The organism is Pseudomonas sp. R76 (assembly GCF_009834565.1).
In the GTDB taxonomy this organism is placed as follows: Bacteria; Pseudomonadota; Gammaproteobacteria; order Pseudomonadales; family Pseudomonadaceae; genus Aquipseudomonas.
The window spans coordinates 1,415,935-1,439,473 of sequence record NZ_CP019428.1; the positions used below are offsets into that span (position 1 = coordinate 1,415,935).

A 23,539-nucleotide genomic window follows, 5' to 3' on the forward strand; every position below is an offset into this window, starting at 1 on the left:
AGCGGCACGCGGGCCGCCCCGGCATCTTCAGTTTCAGGCTTTGGCGCGATCCAGCAGGTACTGGGTCAGCAGTGGCACTGGGCGGCCGGTGGCGCCCTTGTCCTTGCCGCCGCTGGTCCAGGCCGTGCCGGCGATGTCCAGGTGCGCCCAGTTGAAGTTCTTGGCAAAACGCGACAGGAAGCAGGCCGCGGTGATGGTGCCGGCTTTCGGGCCGCCGATGTTGGCGATGTCCGCGAACGGGCTGTCCAGTTGCTCCTGGTACTCGTCGAACAGCGGCAGTTGCCAGGCGCGGTCGTCGGCAGCCTTGCCGGCGCTGAGCAGTTGCTCGATCAATTCATCGTTGTTGCCCAGCAGGCCCGAAGTGTGGGCGCCCAGGGCAACCACGCAGGCACCGGTCAGGGTGGCGATGTCGATCACGGCTTGTGGCTTGAAGCGTTCGGCGTAGGTCAGCGCATCGCACAGCACCAGGCGGCCTTCGGCGTCGGTGTTGAGGATTTCAACGGTCTGGCCGCTCAAGGTGGTGACGATATCGCCCGGACGGGTCGCGCCGCCGCTTGGCATGTTCTCGGCACACGCCAGGATGCACACCAGGTTGATCGGCAGCTTGAGTTCCAGCACGGCACGCAGGGTGCCGAACACGCTGGCGGCGCCGCCCATGTCGTACTTCATCTCATCCATGCCCAGGCCTGGCTTGAGGCTGATGCCGCCGGTGTCGAAGGTGATGCCTTTGCCCACCAGAGCGTAAGGCTTCTCGGACTTCTTGCCGCCGTTGTATTGCATCACGATCAGGCGTGGCGGCTGGTCGCTGCCCTGGCCCACGGCATAGAACGAGCCCATGCCCAGTTCCTTGATCTTCTTCTCGTCCAGCACTTCAACTTTCAGGCCCTTGAACTCTTTGCCCAGTGCCTTGGCTTGCTCGCCCAGGTACGTCGGGTGGCAGATGTTCGGCGGCAGGTTGCCCAGGTCGCGGGTGAAGGACATGCCGTTGGCGATGGCGGTGGCGTGGGTCACAGCGCGCTCGACTTCAGCCTGGGCTGCCTTGATGGTCAGCAGGGTGATTTTTTTCAGGGCGCGCGGTTCGGCTTTCTGGCTCTTGAACTGATCGAAAATGTAGCCGCCGTCTACCAGGCTTTCGGCCAGCAGGCGGGTCTTGCCGTAGCTGTCGCGGCCTTTTACGACGATTTCATCGAGTGCCAGCGCTGCATCGCTGCCGCCCAGGCCCTTGAGCGTATTGAGGATGCCACTGATGATCTTGCGGAACGGGCGGTCGCCCAGTTCGGCGTCCTTGCCCACGCCCACCAGCAATACGCGGTCGGCTTTGAGGTTAGGCAGGCTTTGCAGCAGCAGGCTCTGACCGACTTTGCCGGCCAGGTCGCCGCGCTTGAGCACGGCGCTGATGGCGCCACCGCTGAGTTCATCCAGTTGCTTGGCGGCGACGCCGAGCTTGCGGCCTTCGCCGACAGCGACCACGAGGGTGGCGGTTTTCAACGTTTCGGGGCTAACGCTTTTTACAACCAATTCCATTTTCGGGTCCCTTATAAAGGTCTGTGAGCCTGAGTTTGTACCCAGGCTTTAACGCGTGGCAGCTCTGTAAACCACCCGCGGCAAAGGCCGCAGTTTGAACCTCGCCGGCGGAGCCTGACAACCCTTGGCGCATGCTTTGTATGTGCGCATGAGGTTGCGCAGTGACAGGCGCGGTCAATCACAGGATAATGCGCCATCTTTTTAGCCGGCCCGTGTAAACGGGTCGACAACGGTATGCTTGCTTGTTTGGCCGCCTTAGCCTGACAACCCTGGAGTGTCTGGTTTGATCGTCTTCCGTTATCTGTCCCGCGAAGTCCTGTTGACCCTGAGTGCCGTGAGTGCGGTGCTGTTGGTCATCACCATGAGTGGTCGTTTCGTCAAATTCCTGGCTCAGGCCGCTTCCGGCGCCCTGGATCCGGGCTCATTGTTCCTGATAATGGGCTTTCGGCTGCCGGGCTTTTTGCAGCTGATCCTGCCGCTTGGCCTGTTTCTCGGCATTCTGCTGGCTTATGGCCGGTTGTACCTTGAAAGTGAAATGACCGTGCTTTCGGCCACCGGCATGAGCCAGCAGCGTCTGCTCGGCATGACCATGGTGCCGGCCGCGGGCGTTGCCTTGGTGGTGGCCTGGCTGAGCATGAGCCTGGCGCCTCAGGGCGCCATGCAGTTTCAATTGCTGCTGAACAAACAGGATGCGATGACTGAGTTCGACACCCTGGAGCCTGGGCGCTTTCAGGCGCTCAACGACGGTACGCGGGTGACCTACACGGAAACCATGACCGATGACCGTGCCAACCTCGGTGGCGTGTTTATTTCCCAGAAAAACCAGGGCGAGAACCAGAAAGACCGTGGCATTTCGATTCTGGTGGCCGACAGCGGGCACCAGGAAGTGCGCCCGGATGGCAGCCGTTACCTGATCCTGGAAAACGGTTATCGCTATGACGGCAGCCCTGGCCTGGCGAATTATCGGGCGATCAAGTACGACACCTATGGCGTAATGCTCGCAAGGCCGGATATCAGTGAAGAGGTGACGGACCGCGATGCGCTGCCGACCGCGTCGCTGTTCGGTAGCCAGGAGCTGCGCTCCATCGCCGAACTGCAATGGCGTATTTCCCTGCCGCTGCTGGTATTCATCGTGACCTTGATGGCCGTGCCGCTGTCCAGGGTCAACCCGCGTCAGGGCCGGTTCCTCAAGCTGTTGCCGGCCATCCTGCTCTATATGGCCTACCTGACATTACTGACGTATGCCCGTGGCTGGCTGGAGAACGGCAAGACGCCGCGTTTGCTCGGCCTGTGGTGGATTCACGCGCTATTCCTGTCCATTGGCCTGGCTCTACTTTATTGGGAACCGTTGCGCTTGAAGATGCAGAGTCGTCGCAGCATGAAGGAGATGGCTCGTGGTTAAGCTCGACCGCTACATTGGCAGCAGTGTACTGATCGCGATCCTGGCCGTGCTGGGCATCATTATCGGCCTGGCATCGCTGTTCGCTTTGGTTGATGAAATGAAAAGCGTCAACGACACCTACACCGTATGGAACGTGCTGAGCTACGTGCTCCTCACCGCCCCGCGACGCCTTTACGAAATGATGCCGATGGCCGCACTGATCGGCTGCCTGATCGGCCTGGGCAGCCTGGCCAGCAACAGCGAACTGACCATCATGCGTGCCGCCGGTGTGTCCATCGGCCGTATCGTCTGGGCGGTCATGAAGCCCATGCTGTTGCTGATGGTGTGCAGCGTGCTGATCGGCGAATACGTGGCGCCGCCGTCCGAAGCCACGGCCCAGGCCAATCGCGCCCTGGCCCAGGGTTCGGGCGATGCGCAAAGCGCCAAGCACGGCCTGTGGCACCGCCAGGGGGATGAGTTCATCCACATCAACGCTGTTCAGCCCGACGGACTGTTGATTGGTGTCACGCGCTACAGGTTCGACAAAGAGCGTCATATGCTGTCGTCCAGTTTCGCCAAAAGCGCGCAGTACAGTAATGAAAAATGGCAACTGACTGACATCACCACGACTTATTTCCGCAATGTCGGCCAAGGTAACAATGCCAGCACCGAAGTGATCAATGTGCCGAGCGAAGAGTGGGGTATCTCGCTCAAGCCGGAATTGCTCAATACGGTGGTGATGATCCCCGAAAGCCTGCCGATCTCCGGTTTGTGGAGCTATATCCATTACCTGAAGGATCAGGGGCTGAACAACGGCCGCTACTGGCTGGCATTTTGGGTGAAGGTGCTGCAGCCGGTAGTGACCGCTGCGCTGGTGCTGATGGCGATCTCGTTCGTCTTCGGCCCGCTGCGTTCGGTGACGCTCGGTCAGCGAGTGTTTACCGGCGTACTCGTGGGCTTTACCTTCCAAATCGCCCAGAACCTGCTCGGCCCCTTGAGCCTGGTATTCGGTTTCTCGCCGCTGTTTGCGGTGCTGGTGCCGACGGGCATCTGCGCCCTGGCCGGGTTCTGGCTGTTGCGCCGGGCCGGTTGATACCGCGCTTATGAACAAAAAATGCCCCGGTCGAGAGATCGGGGCATTTTTGTTCTGGTCAGCAAAGATGACGTTTGGCCTGAGCATCAGGTACAATTCCCGGCTATTTTTCAGCGGGCAATCTGCCTGCAGCCTTTTTGAGTGTTGATCCGTGAGTGATTTGAGTCATATCCGCAATTTCTCCATCATCGCCCACATTGACCATGGCAAGTCGACGCTGGCCGATCGATTCATCCAGATGTGCGGCGGCCTTGCCGAGCGTGAAATGGAAGCCCAGGTCCTGGACTCCATGGACCTCGAGCGGGAACGCGGGATCACCATCAAGGCCCACAGCGTTACCCTGTACTACACCGCCAAAGACGGTATCAAGTACCAGCTGAACTTCATTGACACCCCCGGCCACGTTGACTTCACCTACGAAGTCAGCCGCTCGCTGGCCGCCTGTGAAGGCGCCTTGCTGGTGGTCGATGCGGGCCAGGGCGTAGAAGCCCAGTCCGTCGCCAACTGCTACACCGCGATCGAGCAGGGCCTTGAGGTCATGCCGGTACTGAACAAGATCGACCTGCCACAGGCCGATCCGGACCGCGTCAAAGAAGAAATCGAAAAAATCATCGGCATTGACGCCACCGACGCCGTCGAGTGCAGCGCCAAGACCGGCCTGGGCGTCGACGAAGTGCTCGAGCGCCTGGTCAAGACCATTCCTGCGCCAACCGGCAACTACGAAGATCCGCTGCAAGCGTTGATCATCGACTCCTGGTTCGACAACTACCTGGGCGTTGTTTCCCTGGTGCGTGTACGCCACGGCCGGGTGAAGAAGGGCGACAAGATCCTGGTTAAATCCACCGGCAAGATCCACCTGGTGGACAGCGTCGGCGTATTCAACCCCAAGCACACCGCCACCACCGACCTGAAGGCCGGTGAAGTGGGCTTCATCATTGCCGGTATCAAGGACATTCACGGTGCGCCGGTCGGTGACACCCTGACCTTGAGCTCCACCCCTGACGTCGACGTGCTGCCGGGCTTCAAACGCATCCAGCCGCAGGTCTACGCCGGCCTGTTCCCGGTCAGCTCCGACGACTTCGAAGACTTCCGCGAAGCCCTGCAAAAGCTGACCCTCAACGACTCGTCGTTGCAGTACACCCCGGAAAGCTCCGACGCCCTGGGCTTCGGCTTCCGCTGCGGCTTCCTGGGCATGCTGCACATGGAGATCATCCAGGAGCGCCTGGAGCGCGAATACGACCTGGACCTGATCACTACCGCGCCAACGGTTATTTTTGAGCTGGCGCTGAAAACCGGTGAAACGATTTACGTCGACAACCCGTCCAAGCTCCCAGATCTGTCCTCCATCGAAGACATGCGCGAGCCGATCGTGCGGGCCAATATCCTGGTGCCGCAGGAACACCTGGGCAACGTCATTACCCTGTGTATCGAAAAACGTGGCGTACAACACGACATGTTGTTCCTCGGTACCCAAGTGCAAGTGACCTACGATTTGCCGATGAACGAAGTGGTCCTGGACTTCTTCGACCGTCTCAAATCCACCAGTCGCGGCTATGCTTCGCTGGATTACCATTTCGATCGTTACCAATCGGCTAATCTGGTGAAACTGGATGTGCTGATCAACGGCGACAAGGTCGATGCCCTGGCGCTGATCGTGCACAAGGACAATGCGCACTACAAAGGTCGCCAGTTGACCGAAAAGATGAAAGAACTGATTCCGCGCCAGATGTTCGACGTCGCGATCCAGGCCGCCATTGGCGGGCAGATCATTGCACGGACCTCCGTCAAGGCACTCAGAAAGAACGTACTGGCCAAATGCTACGGCGGTGACGTAAGCCGTAAGCGCAAGCTGCTTGAGAAGCAAAAGGCCGGTAAAAAACGCATGAAGCAAGTGGGCAACGTGGAAATTCCACAGGAAGCCTTCCTTGCGGTGCTCAGGTTGGATAGTTAGGTCCTATGTCACTAAATTTCCCGCTGTTGCTGGTTATCGCCGTCGCCGTTTGCGGCCTCCTGGCGTTGCTCGATCTGGTGTTCTTCGCCCCGCGTCGGCGGGCGGCTATCGCCTCCTATCAGGGCAGCGTCAGCCAGCCCGATGCGGTGGTGGTCGAGAAGCTGAACAAAGAGCCCTTGCTGGTTGAATACGGCAAGTCGTTCTTCCCGGTGTTGTTCATCGTGCTGGTGCTGCGTTCGTTCCTGGTTGAGCCGTTTCAGATTCCTTCGGGGTCGATGAAACCTACCCTGGACGTGGGCGACTTCATTCTGGTGAACAAGTTTTCCTACGGGATCCGCCTGCCGGTGATCGACAAGAAAGTCATCCCGGTCGGTGACCCGCAACGCGGCGATGTGATGGTGTTCCGCTACCCAAGCGACCCGAACGTCAACTACATCAAGCGCGTCGTGGGCCTGCCGGGTGACGTGATTCGCTACACCAGCGACAAGCGCCTGTTCATCAACGGTGAGTCGGTGGCCGAGCAGTTGATCGGCGCTGAGCCGAACACCTTGGGCAGCGCCGAGCTGTACCGGGAAAAACTCGGTGCGGTAGAGCACGAAATCCGCAAGGAAATGAGCCGCTACCGCGCGATGCCCGATGGCGAGTGGAAAGTGCCTGCCGGGCACTACTTCATGATGGGTGACAACCGCGACAACTCCAACGACAGCCGGTACTGGGATGACCCCAATATTCCCAAGGACCTGCTGGGCATGGTTCCCGACGAGAACATTGTCGGCAAGGCCTTTGCGGTCTGGATGAGTTGGCCGGAACCCAAACTCAGCCACCTGCCGAACTTCTCGCGGGTCGGGCTGATCAAGTAATACAGGCGGCGCTGTGAACACAGCGCCGAATGCTTTTCTGGGGCTCGGACAATGCACCGTCCGGCCTCATGCGGCACCAACCAGGATTTGAATTTGAACACTGCGTCAATCGTCGATGGCCGCCGGTGCCACCAACTAGATATGGATAAACCGTGACCGTTTCTCTCAGTCGTCTCGAGCGCCAGCTCGGCTACACCTTCAAGGACCAGGAATTGATGGTCCTTGCCCTCACACACCGCAGTTTTGCAGGGCGTAATAACGAACGCCTGGAATTTCTCGGTGACGCCATTCTCAACTTTGCCGCCGGTGAGGCGCTGTTCGAGCGCTTCCCGCAAGCGCGCGAAGGCCAGCTGTCACGCCTGCGTGCACGCCTGGTGAAAGGCGAGACCCTGGCCGTGCTGGCCCGTGGTTTCGGCCTGGGCGAATACCTGCGCCTGGGTTCCGGTGAATTGAAAAGCGGTGGGTTCCGTCGCGAATCGATCCTGGCCGATGCCCTGGAAGCGTTGATTGGTGCGATCTACCTGGATGCAGGCATGGAGACGGCCAAGGAGCGCGTCGTTGCCTGGCTGGCGTCGGAGATCGAAAGCCTCACGCTGGTCGACACCAACAAAGATCCCAAGACCCGCCTGCAGGAGTACCTGCAGTCGCGTGGTTGCGAACTGCCACGCTACGAAGTGGTGGATATCCAGGGTGAGCCGCATTGCCGCGTCTTCTTCGTGGAATGTGAAATCACCTTATTGAATGAAAAAAGCCGAGGTCAGGGTGTGAGCCGTCGTATTGCCGAACAGGTAGCGGCGGCTGCAGCACTGATTGCCCTGGGCGTGGAGAATGGCCATGACTGATTCAACCGCAACACGCTGTGGCTATGTTGCCATCGTCGGCCGCCCGAACGTGGGCAAGTCCACGCTGCTGAACCACATCCTCGGCCAGAAGCTCGCGATCACCTCGCGCAAGCCGCAGACCACCCGCCACAACATGCTGGGCATCAAGACTGAAGGCGCCGTGCAAGCGGTGTACGTCGACACGCCAGGCATGCACAAGGGCGGCGAAAAAGCGCTGAACCGCTACATGAACAAAACCGCTTCGGCGGCGTTGAAAGACGTCGACGTGGTGATCTTCGTGGTTGACCGCACCAAGTGGACCGACGAAGACCAGATGGTTCTGGAGCGCGTGCAGTACGTCACCGGCCCGTTGATCGTCGCGCTGAACAAGACCGACCGCATCGAAGACAAAGCCGAGCTGATGCCGCACCTGACGTGGCTGCAGGAACAACTGCCGAATGCCCAGATCATGCCGATCTCGGCCCAGCACGGTCACAACCTGGAAGCCCTGGAACGCGTGATCGCCGGTTACCTGCCGGAGAACGAGCACTTCTTCCCGGAAGACCAGATCACCGACCGCAGCAGCCGTTTTCTTGCCGCCGAACTGGTCCGCGAGAAAATCATGCGTCAGATGGGCGCCGAGCTGCCGTACCAGATCACCGTCGAAATCGAAGAGTTCAAGCAGCAGGGCAAAACCCTGCATATCCACGCCTTGATCCTCGTCGAACGTGACGGCCAGAAGAAAATCATCATTGGCGACAAGGGCGAGCGCATCAAGCGCATCGGCACCGAGGCGCGCAAGGACATGGAATTGCTGTTCGATTCCAAGATCATGCTTAACCTGTGGGTGAAGGTTAAGGGTGGCTGGTCCGATGATGAGCGTGCGCTGCGCTCCCTGGGCTACGGCGACCTGTAATCAGTTTCCAGTAACACCGCAGGACAACATGTGGGAGCGGGCTTGCTCGCGAATGCGGTATATCAGTCGACCTAATCAGTGACTGACCCACCGCTTTCGCGAGCAAGCCCGCTCCCACATTGGGTTTGTGTCGTTGTCAAAAATGCATTTCAGCAGTGAGAGCCCATGTCCCAACCCCCCAGCCAACTCGCCTACGTCCTGCACAGCCGCGCCTACCGCGAGACCAGCGCCCTGGTGGACTTCATCACGCCCCAAGGCCGCCTGCGCGCAGTGTTGCGCAGCGCGCGGGGCAAGGCAGGCACGTTGGCACGGCCATTTGTGGCCCTGGACGTGGAATTTCGTGGCAAGGGCGAGCTGAAAAACGTCGGTCGCCTGGAAAGCGTCGGCACTTCCGCCTGGCTTAACGGCGAAGCACTCTTCAGCGGCCTCTACCTCAATGAACTGCTGATACGCCTGCTGCCCGCCGAAGACCCGCACCCTGCGGTCTTCGATCACTACGCCGCGACCTTGTTGGCCCTGGCCGAAGGCCGCCCCCTGGAGCCGCTGCTGCGCGCCTTCGAATGGCGCCTGCTCGACGACCTCGGCTACGGCTTCGAACTGAGCAACGATTTGCACGGCGATCCCATTGCTGAAGACGGCATGTACCGCCTGCAAGTCGACGCCGGCCTTGAGCGCGTGTACCTGCTGCAACCGGGCCTGTTCCAGGGCACTGAGCTGCTGGCCATGAGCGAAGCCGACTGGAGCGCCCCCGGCGCCTTGTCTGCCGCCAAGCGCTTGATGCGTCAGGCACTGGCCGTGCACTTGGGTGGGCGGCCGCTGGTCAGTCGCGAGTTGTTTCGAAAGCCCTGACAACCCCGTGTATGCTGTGCAGCGTTTCTTTCCCTTTTCAGGAGCGCTTCCGTGACCACCAGCAATCGCATTCTTCTTGGCGTCAACATCGACCACGTCGCTACCCTGCGCCAGGCCCGGGGCACCCGTTACCCCGACCCGGTCAAGGCCGCGCTGGACGCCGAAGAAGCGGGCGCCGACGGCATCACCGTGCACCTGCGCGAAGACCGCCGCCACATCCAGGAGCGCGACGTGCTGCTGCTCAAGGACGTGCTGCAAACCCGCATGAACTTCGAAATGGGCGTGACCGAAGAAATGATGGCGTTCGCCGAGCGCATCCGCCCGGCGCATATCTGCCTGGTGCCGGAAACCCGTCAGGAACTCACCACCGAAGGCGGCCTCGACGTGGCCGGCCAGGAGGCGCGGATCAAAGCCGCAGTGGAACGCCTGTCGAAGATCGGCAGTGAAGTCTCGCTGTTCATCGACGCCGATGAGCGCCAGATCGAAGCCTCCCGCCGTGTCGGCGCGCCGGCCATCGAACTGCACACCGGCCGCTACGCCGATGCCACCACGCCGACCGAAGTGGCTGACGAACTGCAGCGCATCATCGACGGCGTCAAATGCGGCCTGAATGAAGGCCTTATCGTCAACGCCGGCCATGGTTTGCATTACCACAACGTTGAAGCCGTGGCTGCGATCAAGGGCATCAACGAACTCAACATCGGCCACGCGCTGGTGGCGCATGCGTTGTTCGTCGGTTTCAAAGGTGCGGTGGCCGAGATGAAAGCGCTGATCCTGGCGGCTGCAAAGCACTGAATAACCCCGGTGGGAGCTGGCTTGTGTGGGAGCTGGCTTGCCTGCGATGCAGGCGACTCGGTCTATCAATCAGACCGAAGCGATGCTATCGCAGGCAAGCCAGCTCCCACAGGAAATCTCCAGAGTCTTCGCCCGTGTTTTCGCCGTGCGGCAATGCGAAGCCTTACTGTTTAGCCGGGGCAGGTGTATCGTATCTGCCCTTTGCAGGCCTCTGGCCTGCGGCAGATACGTGAGGTTGTTGTGTCCCGATCCTTTTCCCGTCGACAAATCCTGGGTGGTCTTGCAGGCCTGGCCGTAGTGGGCGTCGGTGCCGGTGGCGCCTATCGCTACTGGCTGGGGAAAGTCGCAGAAGCCGAAGCCGGGCACGATTACGAACTGATCGCCGCACCGCTGGACGTAGAGTTGGTGCCAGGCCACAAAACCCAAGCCTGGGCATTCGGCCCGTCCGCGCCGGGCACCGAGTTGCGTGTGCGCCAAGGCGAATGGCTGCGGGTGCGCTTTATCAATCACCTGCCGGTCGCCACCACCATTCATTGGCATGGCATCCGCCTGCCGCTGGAAATGGACGGCGTGCCTTACGTCTCACAGTTGCCGGTGTTGCCCGGTGAATACTTCGACTACAAATTCCGCGTGCCCGACGCCGGCAGCTACTGGTATCACCCGCATGTGAACAGCAGCGAAGAACTCGGCCGTGGCCTGGTCGGCCCGTTGATCATCGAAGAGCGCGAACCCACCGGTTTCAAACACGAGCGCACCCTCAGCCTGAAAAGCTGGCACGTGGACGAAGAAGGCGCATTTGTCGCCTTCAGCGTGCCCCGTGAAGCAGCGCGTGGCGGCACGGCCGGGCGCCTGTCGACGATCAATGGCGTGTCCCAGGCCGTGATCGATTTGCCTGCCGGGCAGATCACCCGCGTGCGCCTGCTCAACCTCGACAACACCCTGACCTATCGCATCAACATCCCTGACGTCGAAGCGCAGATCTACGCGCTGGACGGCAACCCCGTCGAGCCGCGCCCGCTGGGCAAGGAATACTGGCTGGGCCCGGGCATGCGCATTTGCCTGGCGATCAAGGCGCCGCCAGCCGGCGAAGAGCTGTCCATCCGCAACGGCCCGGTGCGCCTGGGCACCTTCCGTTCGGTGGCCAACACTGACGCACCCAACGAATGGCCACCGGCGCTGCCCGCCAACCCGATTGCCGAACCCGACCTGGCCAATGCGGAGAAACTCAACTTCAATTTCGAGTGGGTCGGCACGGTGTCGGTGGATGACGGCAAGCCGCCGAGCCTGTGGCAAATCAACGGCAAGGCCTGGGACATCACCGACAAGACCTGCGCCGACCGCCCGATTGCCAAGCTGGAAAAGGGCAAGAGCTACATTCTCGAATTGAAGAACATGACCCAGTACCAGCACCCGATCCACCTGCACGGCATGAGTTTCAAGGTGATCGCCTCGAACCGCCACAAGGTGATCCCGTATTTCACCGACACCTACCTGCTGGGCAAAAACGAGCGAGCCCGCGTGGCGTTGGTGGCGGATAACCCGGGGGTGTGGATGTTCCACTGCCACGTGATCGACCACATGGAAACCGGCCTGATGGCCGCCATCGAGGTGGCGTGATGCGCCAGATTCGCCCCGCGGCGATTATCGACCGCAGCCGCGACCAGGATTTCATGCGCGAAGCCCTGGCCCTCGCCGCCCAAGGCGCTGCGCTGGGCGAAGTGCCCGTGGGCGCGGTGCTGGTGCAGGACGGTGAAATCATCGGCCGCGGGTTTAACTGCCCGATCAGCGGCAACGACCCCAGCGCCCATGCCGAAATGGTCGCCATCCGCGCCGCTGCGCAAGCGATCAGCAACTACCGCCTGGTCGGCAGCACGCTGTATGTGACGCTGGAGCCGTGCAGCATGTGCGCGGGCCTGATCGTGCACTCGCGTATTGCACGGGTGGTGTATGGCGCGCTGGAACCCAAGGCCGGGATTGTGCAAAGTCAGGGGCAGTTTTTTACCCAGGGGTTTCTCAACCATCGGGTGCTGTTTGAAGGTGGGGTGTTGGCTGAGGAATGCGGGACGGTGTTGAGTGAGTTCTTCAAGGCCAGAAGAGCCAAGCCCCCACTCTAAAGAACAACTGAGAGCCCAAATGTGGGAGCGGGCTTGCTCGCGAATACGGAGTGTCAGTCACTGCATGTGTTGCTGATACACCGCCTTCGCGAGCAAGCCCGCTCCCACATTTTGATCTCCATTTAGTCAGGGATATCAATCCTCACTTCTTGGCGATAATCACCGCCCGCATCGGCGCCGGCAGCCCCTCAATCGTCTTGCTGTGATCGTCCGGATCGAGGAAGTCACTCAACGACTGATACTTCATCCACTCCGTGCCGCGCTGTTCCTCAACCGTGGTCACGCTCACATCCACACAGCGCACCTCACTGAAGCCCGCACGCCGCAGCCACAGCATCAACGCCGGCACCGAGGGCAGGAACCACACGTTACGCATCTGCGCGTAGCGGTCTTCCGGCACCAGCACTTGCTGCTGATCGCCTTCCACCACCAAGGTTTCCAATACCAGCTCACCGCCTTTGACCAGGCAATCTTTCAACGCCAGCAAGTGCTCGATCGGCGAGCGGCGGTGGTAGAACACGCCCATGGAAAACACCGTGTCGAAGCCTTCCATGTTCGGCGGCAAATCTTCAAACGGGAACGGCAAGTGCCAGGCCTTCGGCGCCGACAAGTAGCGCTGCACCGCCTGGAACTGGCAGAAGAACAACCAGTTCGGGTCCACGCCAATCACGCTGTCGGCGCCGGCGCCGAGCATGCGCCACATGTAATAGCCGTTACCGCAGCCCACATCGAGGATGCGCTTGCCCTTCAAATCCAGATGAGGCGCGACCCGCGACCACTTCCAGTCCGAACGCCATTCGGTGTCCACGTGCACGCCGAACAGGTTGAACGGGCCCTTGCGCCACGGGCTCAGGCCCATCAGCGCGGCGCGCATTTGCGCGCGGGTGGCGTCGTCGCAATCGGTGTCGAGTGTCAGACCGTTGAGCAGGTCGACGTCGCTGGGCAGGATCTTCGGTAACGCGTCCAGCGCGCTCTGCCAGCGTTCCAGGTCGCCATGACCCTTTTCCATCTTGCTATCGAGTTGCGCTTGCAGGCCCTGGGCCCACACAGCCAAAGGAGTACCGACCAGGTGGCGGGCGAGGGGGGACAGATCAATCATGGCAAGGCAATCAACGAGGCAAAGTTAAGACACTGGAACCACGGCACGACTTTCGAGAACCCGGCCGCCAGCAGGCGCTCACGGTGTTCTTCGAGGCTGTCGGGCTTCATGACGTTTTCGATGGCGCTGCGCTTCTGGGCGATTTCCAGTTCGCTGTAGCCGTTGGCGCGTTTGAACGCGATGTGCAGGTCGGTGAGCAGCGCATGTTCCTGCGGATCATTGAACCGCAGCTTTTCCGACAGGATCAACGCACCGCCCGGCAGCAGCGACTGGCGGATGCGCCCGAGCAACGCCAGGCGCTCATCAGGGGCGATAAATTGCAGGGTGAAGTTCAGCGCCACCACCGAGGCCGGTTGGAACTGCAGTGCGAGGATATCGCCCTCGATCACTTCAACAGGCAGCAGCTCCTGGAACATCGAGTCCTGGCCATTGAGGTATTCGCGGCAGCGCTCGACCATCGCCGCCGAGTTATCCACCGCGATCACCCGGCAACCGTCGGTGCGCACGTGGCGACGCAAGGCCTGGGTCACCGCGCCGAGGGACGAGCCCAGGTCGAAGAGCACGCTGTTGGGTTGCGCAAACTGTGCGGCCAGCACACCGAGGTTCTCGACGATGGTGGGGTAACCGGGCACCGAGCGCTTGATCATGTCCGGGAACACCCGCACCACGTCCTCGTTAAAGGCGAAGTCCGGCACCTGGGGCAGGGGCTGGGCGAATAGGCGATCGGGTTCTTTGCTCACGGTTGTTCCGGCGACGAGGGGGAAAGGCCGGCATTTTAGCCAAATTGATCCTCGTGTGCGCGGGTTAAAGGGTACGCACTCATAGTACGGTGTCTATTTGTAGTGAATGTCGATTTGCCCTTTTAAGGTAATGGAAGTGCCGGTGCCTTCTGGACGGTCGTCTTCGGCATAGATTTCGTACTCGGCGACAATCTGGCGGGTGCTGTGGTCTACGCGAGTAATGTCCAGCTTCACGGTTCTCGGGCTATAGTGTGTCTTGACCAAGCCGGCATCAATGACCACCAAGTTACCTATGTCGGGTGCCTCAAGTCTGTACTGCTTCTCTTCGATGTTGCCTGCCAGCCGGAACTCAATACCTTTTACCTGCTGCTCAAGCTCTGCATACCCGCCTGAAATTCTAAAGCCGTAGGGTTCCTTAAAGGCATTGGCATATTCGAAGTCGCGTGGTTTCGCCCCGTTGATGCCCATGCTAAATACGTTGGTCGTATCAGATGTTGTGCTCATGTCGAGTATCTCGATAGTGCGACAAACCCACCCGGCTATCGCTTGCGAAACACTGTATGTTTTTAATCGAGCGGTTTAACTGTCATAACTGACAGTTCTTTAGACCTGATTTTGCTGTTAAGCCCGATGCTTATCGCCTAATCCTTTATTACACCCGCGATTGAGACGATTGCGAGAACGCCGACGCGGTAATCCCCCACTGGCCCAACCAGTAAGTGGTGATCAACAAATACGGCGCCGCTTCAAATGACACCACAAACCGGTTGATCCCAATCAAGGTGTCGGAAAACACAAACGACACCGCGCCCGCCGCCGCCAGCAGCGCCGACTGTTTCGGCACCTCACTGCCCAGTCGCGCCAATGCCCGCCAGAGCATGGCGCTGATCACCAGCGCATACACCACCACCGGAATCAGCAAGTCGCCCAGGCCGTGGGCAATCAGGATGCTCAACAGGATCGCGCCCACGCCCAGTGCCAATACCAGCGGCAACACCGCCAAACGCCTGCAGTCGCTGAAATAGGCTTTCAAGTACGCCAGGTGCGCGAACAGGAAGGCGCCGAGGCCGAAGATAAACAGGTCGCCCGGCCAAGCGAGCAATACGTCGCCGACCAGGGAAAAAATCAGCCCCAGGCTGATCCAGCGTCGATAGTCGGTGGGCGGCGCATCATGCAGCCAGCCCAGCAATGCCAGCACCGGCAGCGGCTTGACCAACAGGCACAACAAGGTGGCATGGGTGGTCAGGCCGTAGATAAAGGTGCCGGCGCCCATCAACGCAAGAATCAGCCAAGGCATATCAGTTCACCGTAATGGCGCAGTCGAAGGTTTCGGCCGGTTCCGCTTCCGGTTCCCACGGTTGTTGCGACGTCAGGCGCAAACGGCCCTGGCCGGCCGCGAAGGCCTGGAAGCGCCAAGTGGATTGGCCGCCACCGCCGATCACACCGGATTCTGCGCTGCTATAGACCTCGGGGCTCAGCGCACGCAGCACGCCGCCGGCTGAATCCTGGATGGCCCAGCGGTAGCCGGTGGTGGGGTTGCTTGGCAGGGTGAGGATCAGGTTTTGCCCGGTTTTAAGCTGAAGCGGGCAGGCGCTCTGGTTTTCCACGGTGACGTTTTGCTTGGGGGCACTGGCGCAGGCGCCCAGCAGGGCAAGGCTCAAGGGGAGAAGCAGGCGGGCAGCGGTCATGGAGGCTCCTTTTTATGGCGACGAAGGGCGAGCATAACCGAAGATGAGACAAGGTGTGACAGACAGCTGATCGTTCCCACGCTCCGCGTGGGAATGCAGCCAGGGACGCTCTGCGTCCCAGCAGCGGACGCAGAGCGTCCAGAGAGGCGTTCCCACGCAGAGCGTGGGAACGATCAAATCAGATCAGAACAGCACCTTCGCCACATCCGCAAAACGCTTGGCAAAGTGCACCGTCATGCCTTCCTTCAGGTACTCCGGCAACTCTTCAAAACTGCCACGGTTCGGCTCCGGCAGAATCAACTCATGAATCTTCTGACGCCGCGCTGCGATGACCTTCTCACGCACCCCGCCAATCGGCAGCACATGCCCGGTCAGCGTCAGCTCGCCGGTCATGGCCACGCCTTTTTTCGGCGGCTGGTTGCGCGCCAGCGACAACAGTGCACTGGCCATGGTCACGCCCGCACTCGGGCCGTCCTTGGGCGTAGCGCCTTCGGGTACGTGCAAGTGCACGAAGGCTTCATCGAAGAACTTCGGATCGCCGCCAAACGACTTCAGATTCGAGCTGATGTAGCTGTAGGCAATCTCGGCGGACTCTTTCATCACTTCACCCAACTGCCCGGTGAGCTTGAAGCCGCGATTGAGCGTGTGGATGCGCGTCGCCTCAATCGGCAAGGTCGCGCCGCCCATGCTGGTCCAGGCCAGGCCAGTGATCACGCCGGTGCCGGACAGCACTTGCTCATTGCGGAACACCGGCATGCCCAGGGAGCTTTCCAGGTCTTTGTTGCCAATCTTGATCACCGAGTCCGGCTCATCCAGCAGCTTGACCACGGCCTTGCGCACCAGTTTGCCCAGCTGTTTCTCCAGCTGGCGCACCCCGGCTTCCCGCGCATAACCGTCGATCAGTGCGCGCAGGGCACCGTCGCTGATGCTCAGGCTGTTTTTTGATACACCGGCTTTTTCCAGTTGCTTCGGCCACAGGTGACGTTTGGCGATGGCGACTTTTTCCTCGGTGATATAGCCCGACAGGCGAATCACTTCCATCCGGTCCAGCAACGGGCCGGGGATCGAATCCAAGGTATTGGCGGTGCACACGAACAGCACTTTGGACAGGTCCAGGCGCAGGTCCAGGTAGTGGTCGAGGAATTCGACGTTCTGTTCCGGGTCGAGGGTTTCCAGCAAAGCCGAAGCCGGGTCGCCCTGGAAGCTCTGGCCCATCTTGTCGATTTCATCGAGCATGATCACCGGGTTCATCACTTCCACATCTTTAAGCGCCTGCACCAGCTTGCCGGGCAGGGCACCGATGTAGGTGCGGCGATGGCCCTTGATCTCGGCCTCGTCGCGCATGCCGCCGACGCTGAAGCGGTAGAACGGCCGGCCCAGCGACTCGGCGATGGATTTGCCGACACTGGTCTTGCCCACGCCCGGCGGGCCGACCAGCAGCACGATGGAACCGGCGACTTCGCCTTTATAGGCGCCCACCGCGAGGAACTCGAGGATCCGGCTCTTGATGTCATCCAGGCCCGCATGGTGTTTATCCAGCACCTTGCGCGCGTGTTTCAGGTCGAGCTTGTCTTCGCCATACACGCCCCACGGCACGGAGGTCGCCCAGTCCAGGTAGTTGCGGGTCACGGCGTATTCCGGCGAGCCCGTTTCCAGGATCGACAGCTTGTTCATTTCTTCGCCGATGCGCTTTTGCGCCTGGGCGGGCAGCACTTTGCCCACCAGGCGTTGCTCGAACTGCTCGACGTCGGCGCTGCGATCGTCCTTGGTCAAGCCCAGCTCCTGCTGGATGACCTTGAGCTGTTCCTTGAGGAAGAATTCACGCTGGTGCTCGCCGATCTTGCGGTTCACTTCGGCGGAGAGTTCTTTTTGCAGGCGCGCAACTTCGACTTCCTTGCGCAGCATAGGCAGCACTTTTTCCATGCGCTTGAGCATGGGCACGCAGTCCAGCACTTCCTGCAACTCGTTACCGGTGGCCGAGGTCAACGCGGCGGCGAAGTCGGTGAGCGGTGACGGGTCGTTGGGGCTGAAGCGGTTGAGGTAATTCTTCAACTCTTCGCTGTACAGCGGGTTGAGGGGCAGCAGTTCCTTGATCGCATTGATCAGCGCCATGCCGTAGGCCTTGACCTCATCGGTCGGCTGGGTTGGCTGGTGCGGGTATTCGACTTCCACCAGGTACGGTGGGCGGTGGTGCTTGAGCCAGGTCTTGATGCGCACGCGGGTCAGGCCCTGAGCGACGAATTGCAGCTTGCCGTTCTCGCGGCTGGCGTGGTGCACCTTCACCAGCGTGCCGTACAGCGGCAGGCTGGAAGTGTCGAAGTGGCGCGGGTCTTCCGGCGGCGTGTCCATGAAGAACAGGGCCAGGGAGTGGTGGTCGGATTTGCTCACCAGCTCCAGGGTCTCGGCCCACGGTTCTTCATTGACGATCACCGGCAGCACTTGCGCCGGGAAGAACGGCCGATTGTGGATCGGGATGATGTAGACCTTGTCCGGCAGATTTTGCCCAGGCAGGGCCAGGCCGGTGTTGGACGAAGCGTCGTGTTCAGCGTTTTCGGGGTCAGCGTAATCGTTCAAGTCGATGTCCGGGAATTCTTGCTGGTCGCTCATGGGGCACCTGCATAAGGAAGTATGCAGGTTAGATGGGGCGGGTCGTCGGTGGTTTCAATGGCGGGGGAGAGATAGCAACATATTGCATAATATTTTCAAGAATGCCGCTTTACCCCCTGTGGGAGCAGGCAAGCCAGCTCCCACATTTTGTACTGCATAAAGTCAGCTGATTTTGTGCAGGTAGGCCGGCAGCGGCTGTTCCGGCAATACCGACAACACTTTCAACCGCTGCAACATCCGCTGGCGTGCGCGCTGCAAATGCTCACGCAGATTCAACGCTGCCGCATCAAAGGCGCCGTGCAGCAACAGCTCAAGAATCAGGCGATGTTCGGCGAGCATGGTCGGATCGGCACCGATTCCCAGTAAACGGTAAAAAATCCGGCTGATGATCATCGGGCTCTGGCCCTGGCGAATCAGCGCGGCGATCTTGCGGTTTTGCAGGCCGGCCAGGCAGTGCTGGTGCAAATCCTCTTCGATCTGCTCGATGGCTTCCAGGCTGCATTGCGGATTTGCCTGGGCCGCCAACACGCGTTGCAACATGGCTTCGAGCATGTCGCGGTCGAGGTTCGGCGCGCTCTGGCGCAGGGCTTCGGGTTCCAGGCAGGCGCGCAGTTCGTAGTCTTCGGTCACTTCGCGGGCGGTCAGTGGCCCGGCCAGCCATTGTGAGTACGGCTCTTTTTCCACCAGGCCGCGATCGCGCAAGCGCATCAGCGCTTCACGCACCACGGCGCGGCTGACACCGTAGTGGTCGGCAGCGGCTTGCTCGTCCAGGCGGTAATGGCCGAAGGCAATGCAGGTGGACAGCGCCGCACCGATTTCCTCGACGATGCGTTCGCCCAGCGGCCGCGTGTCGACCAGCTCGTCGTCGCCATTGAGGCCCAGGTGCGCGTGGCTCAGGGGCAGGCGCAGTGGCTCCATGGCCAGGCCTTCGGGGTTGATCAGGTAACCGCGGCCGTTAAAACGGCAGATCAGGCCCTCGTCATGCAGCAGGTCCAAGGCCTTGCGCACCGGCACGCGGCTGGTGCCGAACAGTTCGGCCAGCGGCGCTTCGAGCAAGACCAGCCCGTGGCGCGCGGTGCCGTTGACGATCGCGTCACGCAACACCTGGTGAATCATCGCGTAACGGGAGGCCGAGGCGGACACTGCTTTCATCGCATTCTCTGACGTAAAAAGTACTAAGTGGTGTAGGACGCAGGCCGGGGATTCTCTCATAGATGCACCTGTCACTCTGCGCCACGTCAGTGGCCCTTTTTGGGGCCTTGCACATCACAGTGTTACTTTTATGCACCAAAATGTACTGATTAATAAAAGATACATTATTTCATTCGAAGTCATCCCCAACTCCGGCACCGCATTATTTTGCTTCCTGCAAAACCATCTAGCCCGTAGGTCCGGTCGATAAACCCTATCCGCAGAAAAACGGCTGTAAAGAGACTGGCACGAAAGCTGCCTTTATAAAACGTACATTTTATTAATATATACGTTTTGTGAGGACCCTCCTGATGTCAGATGCCACATCAATGGCCGAGGCTTTCGCCAGGGGTCGCAGCGACCCGGTGCAAGTGCTCGAACAGGCTCTGCTCCACGCCAGCATGGCCCCGAGCGTATTTATTTCCCTGACCGCCGAGCGCGCCCGCCGTGAGGCCGAAGCCTCCGCCGCCCGCTGGCGTGCCGGCCAGCCCTTGAGCGCGTTCGATGGCGTGCCCTTGGCCTGGAAAGACCTGTTTGACCTCGCCGGCAGCATCACCACAGCGGGTGCCGCCCACCGTCGCGAGGCGCCCGCCGCCTTGCTCGACGCTCCGAGCGTGGGGTTGCTGTGCCGCGCCGGGATGGTCAGCGTAGGCAAGACCAACCTCAGTGAGTTGGCCTATTCCGGCCTGGGCTTGAACCCACATTTCGGCACGCCCCAAAACCCCGGCAGCGACGATCAACCGCGTATTCCCGGCGGCTCATCGTCGGGGTCGGCCGTGGCCGTGGCTGCCGGGATCGTGCCAATCGCCATGGGCACCGACACCGCCGGCTCGATCCGTATTCCCGCCGCGCTGAATGGCGTGGTCGGCTACCGCAGCAGTTGCCGACGCTACAGCCGCGACGGCGTGTTCCCGCTGGCGCACACCCTCGACAGCCTCGGCCCACTGACCCGCAGCGTGCGCGATGCGCTGGCCATCGACGATTTGCTCAACGGCCGCAGCCAAACCCATAGCCCACGCAGCCTCAAGGGCCAGCGCTTTGTGCTTGAGCAAGGCGCACTCGAAGACATAGAGCCTGGCGTACGCAATAACCTGCTGCGCGCGGTGGACCAACTCAAGGCCGCAGGCGCGCTGATCGAGGTGCGCCCGTCAGCCACCTTCCAGGCCACGCTCAATCTGATCAAGCAGGACGGCTGGCTCGGTTCATTCGAAGCCTTTGCGCTGCACGAAGCCCTGCTCGACAGCCCCGAGGCCGAACAACTCGACCCACGCGTACGCCGCCGCCTTGAAGCCGCGCGCTCATTGCCCGCCAGCCAATTGCTCCACCTGATCGATGCGCGCCGCCGCCTGCAATTGCAACTGGTCGACGAACTCGAGGGCGCCGTGCTGATTACCCCGACCGTTGCCCATGTCGCCCCGCCGTTGGCGCCGCTTGAAGCCGACGACGATCTGTTTGTGAAAACCAACCTCGCCACCCTGCGCCTGACCATGCCCGGCAGTTTGCTCGACATGCCGGGCGTCAGTTTGCCCAGCGGCCGCGATGCCCAGGGCCTGCCCACCGGGTTGCTGCTCAGCGCCCCGACGGGCGAAGACGCACGCCTGTTGCGCACGGCGTTGTCCGTCGAATCCGTAATGACTATTTAAGGAGACACACCATGGCTAAAGACATTCTCTGTGCATTTGGCGTCGACGTTGACGCCGTCGCCGGCTGGCTCGGTTCCTACGGCGGCGAAGACTCGCCGGACGACATTTCCCGTGGCCTGTTCGCCGGTGAAATCGGCGCGCCACGCCTGCTCAAGTTGTTCGAGCGTTACGGCCTGCGCACCACCTGGTTTATCCCTGGCCACTCGATGGAAACCTTCCCCGAGCAGATGAAGGCGGTGGCCGACGCCGGGCATGAAATCGGCGTACACGGCTACAGCCACGAAAACCCCATTGCGATGACGGCCGAACAGGAAGAAATCGTCCTGGATAAATCCATCGAACTGATCACCCAGGTCACCGGCAAACGCCCGACCGGCTACGTCGCGCCCTGGTGGGAATTCAGCAAGGTCACCAACGAGCTGCTGCTGAAAAAAGGCATCAAGTACGACCACAGCCTGATGCACAACGATTTCCACCCGTACTACGTGCGCAAGGGCGACAGCTGGACCAAGATCGACTACAGCCAGCACCCCGACACCTGGATGAAACCCTTGGTGCGCGGCGAAGAAACCGACTTGGTGGAGATCCCGGCCAACTGGTACCTCGATGACCTGCCGCCGATGATGTTCATCAAAAAAGCCCCCAACAGCCACGGCTTCGTCAACCCGCGTCACCTCGAAGAAATGTGGCGCGACCAGTTCGACTGGGTCTACCGCGAGCACGAACACGTGGTGTTCACCATGACCATCCACCCTGACGTGTCCGGTCGCCCGCAAGTGCTGTTGATGCTCGAGCGCTTGATCGAACACATCCAGAGCCATGCCGGCGTGCGCTTCGTCACCTTCGACGAAATCGCCGACGACTTTATCCGCCGCCAACCGCGTTCCTGACCCTTAGCCCACACCCCCGAGGCGCGATTTATGTCCATCTACAACAAGCTTGACCTGACTGGCTGGAAACCCCGGCAACTGACGTCCCAGGAAGTACGCTTTGCCACCTGGATCGCGTTTTTCGCCTGGGTGTTTGCGGTGTATGACTTCATCCTCTTCGGCACCTTGCTGCCGGAGATCGGCCGGCACTTCGGCTGGGGTGAAGTGGAGCAAGCTGAAATCGCGACCTGGGTGGCGGTGGGCACGGCAGTGGTGGCCTTTGCGATTGGCCCGGTCGTCGATAAGTTGGGGCGGCGCAAAGGTATTATTTTCACCGTGGCCGGTTCCGCGCTGTGTTCGGCACTCACCGCGATAGGCGGGGCGTGGGGCAAGTCGCCGTTGATTCTGATCCGTTCGTTGGGCGGCCTGGGCTATGCCGAGGAAACCGTCAACGCCACTTATTTGAGCGAGCTGTACGGCGCCTCCGAAGACCCGCGACTGACCAAACGTCGCGGGTTTATCTACAGCCTGGTGCAGGGTGGCTGGCCGGTGGGTGCGTTAATCGCCGCCGGGTTGACCGCATTGTTATTGCCGATCATTGGCTGGCAGGGCTGCTTCATCTTCGCCGCGATCCCCGCGATTGTGATTGCAATCATGGCGCGCAAGCTCAAGGAGAGCCCGCAGTTCCAGATTCACCAGCGCATCAGCGAGCTGCGCAAAAGCGGCGCAGTAAAAGAAGCGCAAAACGTCGCCGTGACCTACGGCGTGGACTATGACGAGCACAGCAAGGCCGGCCTCAAAGCCGCCTTCCGCGGCCCGGCCCGCCGCGCCACGCTGGTGATCGGCGCTGCGCTGTTGCTCAACTGGGCGGCGATCCAGGTGTTCAGCGTGCTCGGCACTTCGGTGATCGTCAGCGTGCACCACATCTCGTTCGAGAACTCGTTGATCATCCTCGTGCTGTCGAACCTAGTGGGCTATTGCGGCTACCTGACCCACGGTTGGATGGGCGACAAGATCGGCCGTCGCAACGTAATCGGCCTGGGCTGGATGCTCGGCGGCCTGGCGTTTGCCGGCATGCTGTTTGGCCCGAGCAATATGCCGATGGTGGTTGGCCTGTACAGCCTGGGCCTGTTCTTCCTGATCGGGCCGTACTCGGCGGCGCTGTTCTTTATCAGCGAAAGTTTCCCCACCAGCATCCGCGCCACCGGTGGCGCGATCATCCATGCGATGGGCCCGATTGGGGCGGTGGTGGCAGGTTTTGGCGCCACCCAGGTGTTGTCCGCCGGCAGTGACTGGCAGACCGCCGCGCTGTGGTTCGGCGCGCTGCCGTGCTTCTTGTCCGGCGCGTTGATGTTTGCCGCCCGCCATGTGCGCCCGGAAACCGTTCAGTAAGGAGTG

Annotated in this window: 21 protein-coding genes; 13 read left to right on the top strand and 8 right to left on the bottom strand. The window is 60.8% G+C overall.

Annotated features, from left to right (window positions below; all coding sequences use genetic code 11):
- Positions 1-33: 33 nt before the first annotated feature.
- A complete protein-coding gene (locus PspR76_RS06250) occupies positions 34-1,524 on the bottom strand; it encodes a leucyl aminopeptidase (protein WP_159954416.1) in 1,491 nt (496 codons plus the stop codon).
- 283 nt (positions 1,525-1,807) lie between these two features.
- On the opposite strand from PspR76_RS06250, the gene lptF reads away from it, so the two are divergent.
- The 10 genes from lptF to tadA all read left to right on the top strand — a co-directional run bounded on the left by lptF (position 1,808) and on the right by tadA (position 12,304).
- The gene (gene lptF / locus PspR76_RS06255) at positions 1,808-2,926 is read left to right on the top strand and encodes an LPS export ABC transporter permease LptF (protein WP_159954417.1); all 1,119 of its coding nucleotides are present in this window, start codon (positions 1,808-1,810) and stop codon (positions 2,924-2,926) included.
- On the top strand, positions 2,919-3,998 hold the full coding sequence (gene lptG, locus PspR76_RS06260) for an LPS export ABC transporter permease LptG (RefSeq protein ID WP_159954418.1): 1,080 nt from the start codon (positions 2,919-2,921) through the stop codon (positions 3,996-3,998). The genes lptF and lptG overlap by 8 nt, the downstream gene beginning before the upstream one ends.
- Before the next feature lie 151 nt (positions 3,999-4,149).
- Positions 4,150-5,949, top strand: a complete 1,800-nt coding sequence (lepA, locus tag PspR76_RS06265; protein WP_003210439.1) for a translation elongation factor 4 — start codon at positions 4,150-4,152, stop codon at positions 5,947-5,949.
- Positions 5,950-5,954: 5 nt separating this feature from the next.
- A complete protein-coding gene (lepB, locus tag PspR76_RS06270) occupies positions 5,955-6,809 on the top strand; it encodes a signal peptidase I (protein ID WP_159954419.1) in 855 nt (284 codons plus the stop codon).
- Between the two features lie 152 nt (positions 6,810-6,961).
- The gene (gene rnc / locus PspR76_RS06275; RefSeq protein ID WP_003188856.1) at positions 6,962-7,651 is read left to right on the top strand and encodes a ribonuclease III; all 690 of its coding nucleotides are present in this window, start codon (positions 6,962-6,964) and stop codon (positions 7,649-7,651) included.
- Complete coding sequence (gene era / locus PspR76_RS06280; RefSeq protein WP_032886448.1) at positions 7,644-8,546, top strand: GTPase Era; 903 nt, start codon at positions 7,644-7,646, stop codon at positions 8,544-8,546. Before rnc ends, era begins: the two co-directional genes overlap by 8 nt.
- 165 nt (positions 8,547-8,711) lie before the next feature.
- Positions 8,712-9,395, top strand: coding sequence for a DNA repair protein RecO (gene recO / locus PspR76_RS06285; RefSeq protein WP_159954420.1), 684 nt, complete (start codon positions 8,712-8,714; stop codon positions 9,393-9,395).
- 51 nt (positions 9,396-9,446) lie between these two features.
- Positions 9,447-10,190: a pyridoxine 5'-phosphate synthase gene (gene pdxJ / locus PspR76_RS06290; protein WP_159954421.1), complete on the top strand. Its 744-nt coding sequence runs from the start codon at positions 9,447-9,449 to the stop codon at positions 10,188-10,190.
- A gap of 240 nt (positions 10,191-10,430) precedes the next feature.
- A complete protein-coding gene (locus PspR76_RS06295) occupies positions 10,431-11,807 on the top strand; it encodes a multicopper oxidase family protein (RefSeq protein ID WP_159954422.1) in 1,377 nt (458 codons plus the stop codon).
- Positions 11,807-12,304 carry a tRNA adenosine(34) deaminase TadA gene (gene tadA, locus PspR76_RS06300; protein ID WP_159954423.1) on the top strand — a complete coding sequence of 166 codons (498 nt, stop codon included), beginning with the start codon at positions 11,807-11,809 and terminating at the stop codon, positions 12,302-12,304. The genes PspR76_RS06295 and tadA overlap by 1 nt, the downstream gene beginning before the upstream one ends.
- Positions 12,305-12,446: 142 nt before the next feature.
- On the opposite strand, the gene cmoB is transcribed toward tadA, so the two are convergent.
- From cmoB to PspR76_RS06335, 7 genes are all read right to left on the bottom strand, one after another.
- The gene (gene cmoB / locus PspR76_RS06305; protein WP_159954424.1) at positions 12,447-13,403 is read right to left on the bottom strand and encodes a tRNA 5-methoxyuridine(34)/uridine 5-oxyacetic acid(34) synthase CmoB; all 957 of its coding nucleotides are present in this window, start codon (positions 13,401-13,403) and stop codon (positions 12,447-12,449) included.
- On the bottom strand, positions 13,400-14,143 hold the full coding sequence (gene cmoA / locus PspR76_RS06310; protein ID WP_159954425.1) for a carboxy-S-adenosyl-L-methionine synthase CmoA: 744 nt from the start codon (positions 14,141-14,143) through the stop codon (positions 13,400-13,402). Before cmoA ends, cmoB begins: the two co-directional genes overlap by 4 nt.
- A gap of 93 nt (positions 14,144-14,236) precedes the next feature.
- Positions 14,237-14,647 (bottom strand): hypothetical protein, encoded by a 411-nt coding sequence (locus PspR76_RS06315; RefSeq protein ID WP_159954426.1) that lies wholly within the window; start codon positions 14,645-14,647, stop codon positions 14,237-14,239.
- Positions 14,648-14,795: 148 nt separating this feature from the next.
- Complete coding sequence (locus PspR76_RS06320) at positions 14,796-15,440, bottom strand: lysoplasmalogenase (protein ID WP_159954427.1); 645 nt, start codon at positions 15,438-15,440, stop codon at positions 14,796-14,798.
- A 1-nt stretch (position 15,441) separates the two neighbouring features.
- On the bottom strand, positions 15,442-15,831 hold the full coding sequence (locus tag PspR76_RS06325; protein ID WP_159954428.1) for a protease inhibitor I42 family protein: 390 nt from the start codon (positions 15,829-15,831) through the stop codon (positions 15,442-15,444).
- A gap of 183 nt (positions 15,832-16,014) precedes the next feature.
- Entirely contained in the window at positions 16,015-18,438 is a 2,424-nt protein-coding gene (lon, locus tag PspR76_RS06330; RefSeq protein ID WP_159954429.1) for an endopeptidase La, read from the bottom strand.
- A 162-nt stretch (positions 18,439-18,600) separates the two neighbouring features.
- The gene (locus PspR76_RS06335) at positions 18,601-19,590 is read right to left on the bottom strand and encodes a GntR family transcriptional regulator (RefSeq protein ID WP_159954430.1); all 990 of its coding nucleotides are present in this window, start codon (positions 19,588-19,590) and stop codon (positions 18,601-18,603) included.
- Positions 19,591-19,940: 350 nt separating this feature from the next.
- On the opposite strand from PspR76_RS06335, the gene PspR76_RS06340 reads away from it, so the two are divergent.
- The 3 genes from PspR76_RS06340 to PspR76_RS06350 are packed head-to-tail and all read left to right on the top strand — an operon-like array spanning position 19,941 to position 23,533.
- A complete protein-coding gene (locus PspR76_RS06340; RefSeq protein ID WP_159954431.1) occupies positions 19,941-21,272 on the top strand; it encodes an amidase in 1,332 nt (443 codons plus the stop codon).
- An 11-nt stretch (positions 21,273-21,283) separates the two neighbouring features.
- Positions 21,284-22,162, top strand: a complete 879-nt coding sequence (locus PspR76_RS06345) for a polysaccharide deacetylase family protein (RefSeq protein WP_159954432.1) — start codon at positions 21,284-21,286, stop codon at positions 22,160-22,162.
- A gap of 30 nt (positions 22,163-22,192) precedes the next feature.
- Positions 22,193-23,533, top strand: a complete 1,341-nt coding sequence (locus PspR76_RS06350; RefSeq protein WP_069786160.1) for an MFS transporter — start codon at positions 22,193-22,195, stop codon at positions 23,531-23,533.
- Positions 23,534-23,539: the final 6 nt, after the last annotated feature.

Excerpts from the sequence above, each read along its gene's own strand:
- PspR76_RS06250 (WP_159954416.1), bottom strand. The coding sequence starts at position 1,524 with ATGGAATTGGTTGTAAAAAGCGTTAGCCCCGAAACGTTGAAAACCGCC.
- lepB (WP_159954419.1), top strand. The coding sequence starts at position 5,955 with ATGTCACTAAATTTCCCGCTGTTGCTGGTTATCGCCGTCGCCGTTTGC.
- era (WP_032886448.1), top strand. The coding sequence starts at position 7,644 with ATGACTGATTCAACCGCAACACGCTGTGGCTATGTTGCCATCGTCGGC.
- recO (WP_159954420.1), top strand. The coding sequence starts at position 8,712 with ATGTCCCAACCCCCCAGCCAACTCGCCTACGTCCTGCACAGCCGCGCC.
- tadA (WP_159954423.1), top strand. The coding sequence starts at position 11,807 with ATGCGCCAGATTCGCCCCGCGGCGATTATCGACCGCAGCCGCGACCAG.
- cmoB (WP_159954424.1), bottom strand. The coding sequence starts at position 13,403 with ATGATTGATCTGTCCCCCCTCGCCCGCCACCTGGTCGGTACTCCTTTG.
- PspR76_RS06315 (WP_159954426.1), bottom strand. The coding sequence starts at position 14,647 with ATGAGCACAACATCTGATACGACCAACGTATTTAGCATGGGCATCAAC.
- PspR76_RS06320 (WP_159954427.1), bottom strand. The coding sequence starts at position 15,440 with ATGCCTTGGCTGATTCTTGCGTTGATGGGCGCCGGCACCTTTATCTAC.
- PspR76_RS06325 (WP_159954428.1), bottom strand. The coding sequence starts at position 15,831 with ATGACCGCTGCCCGCCTGCTTCTCCCCTTGAGCCTTGCCCTGCTGGGC.
- lon (WP_159954429.1), bottom strand. The coding sequence starts at position 18,438 with ATGAGCGACCAGCAAGAATTCCCGGACATCGACTTGAACGATTACGCT.
- PspR76_RS06335 (WP_159954430.1), bottom strand. The coding sequence starts at position 19,590 with ATGAAAGCAGTGTCCGCCTCGGCCTCCCGTTACGCGATGATTCACCAG.
- PspR76_RS06340 (WP_159954431.1), top strand. The coding sequence starts at position 19,941 with ATGTCAGATGCCACATCAATGGCCGAGGCTTTCGCCAGGGGTCGCAGC.
- PspR76_RS06345 (WP_159954432.1), top strand. The coding sequence starts at position 21,284 with ATGGCTAAAGACATTCTCTGTGCATTTGGCGTCGACGTTGACGCCGTC.
- PspR76_RS06350 (WP_069786160.1), top strand. The coding sequence starts at position 22,193 with ATGTCCATCTACAACAAGCTTGACCTGACTGGCTGGAAACCCCGGCAA.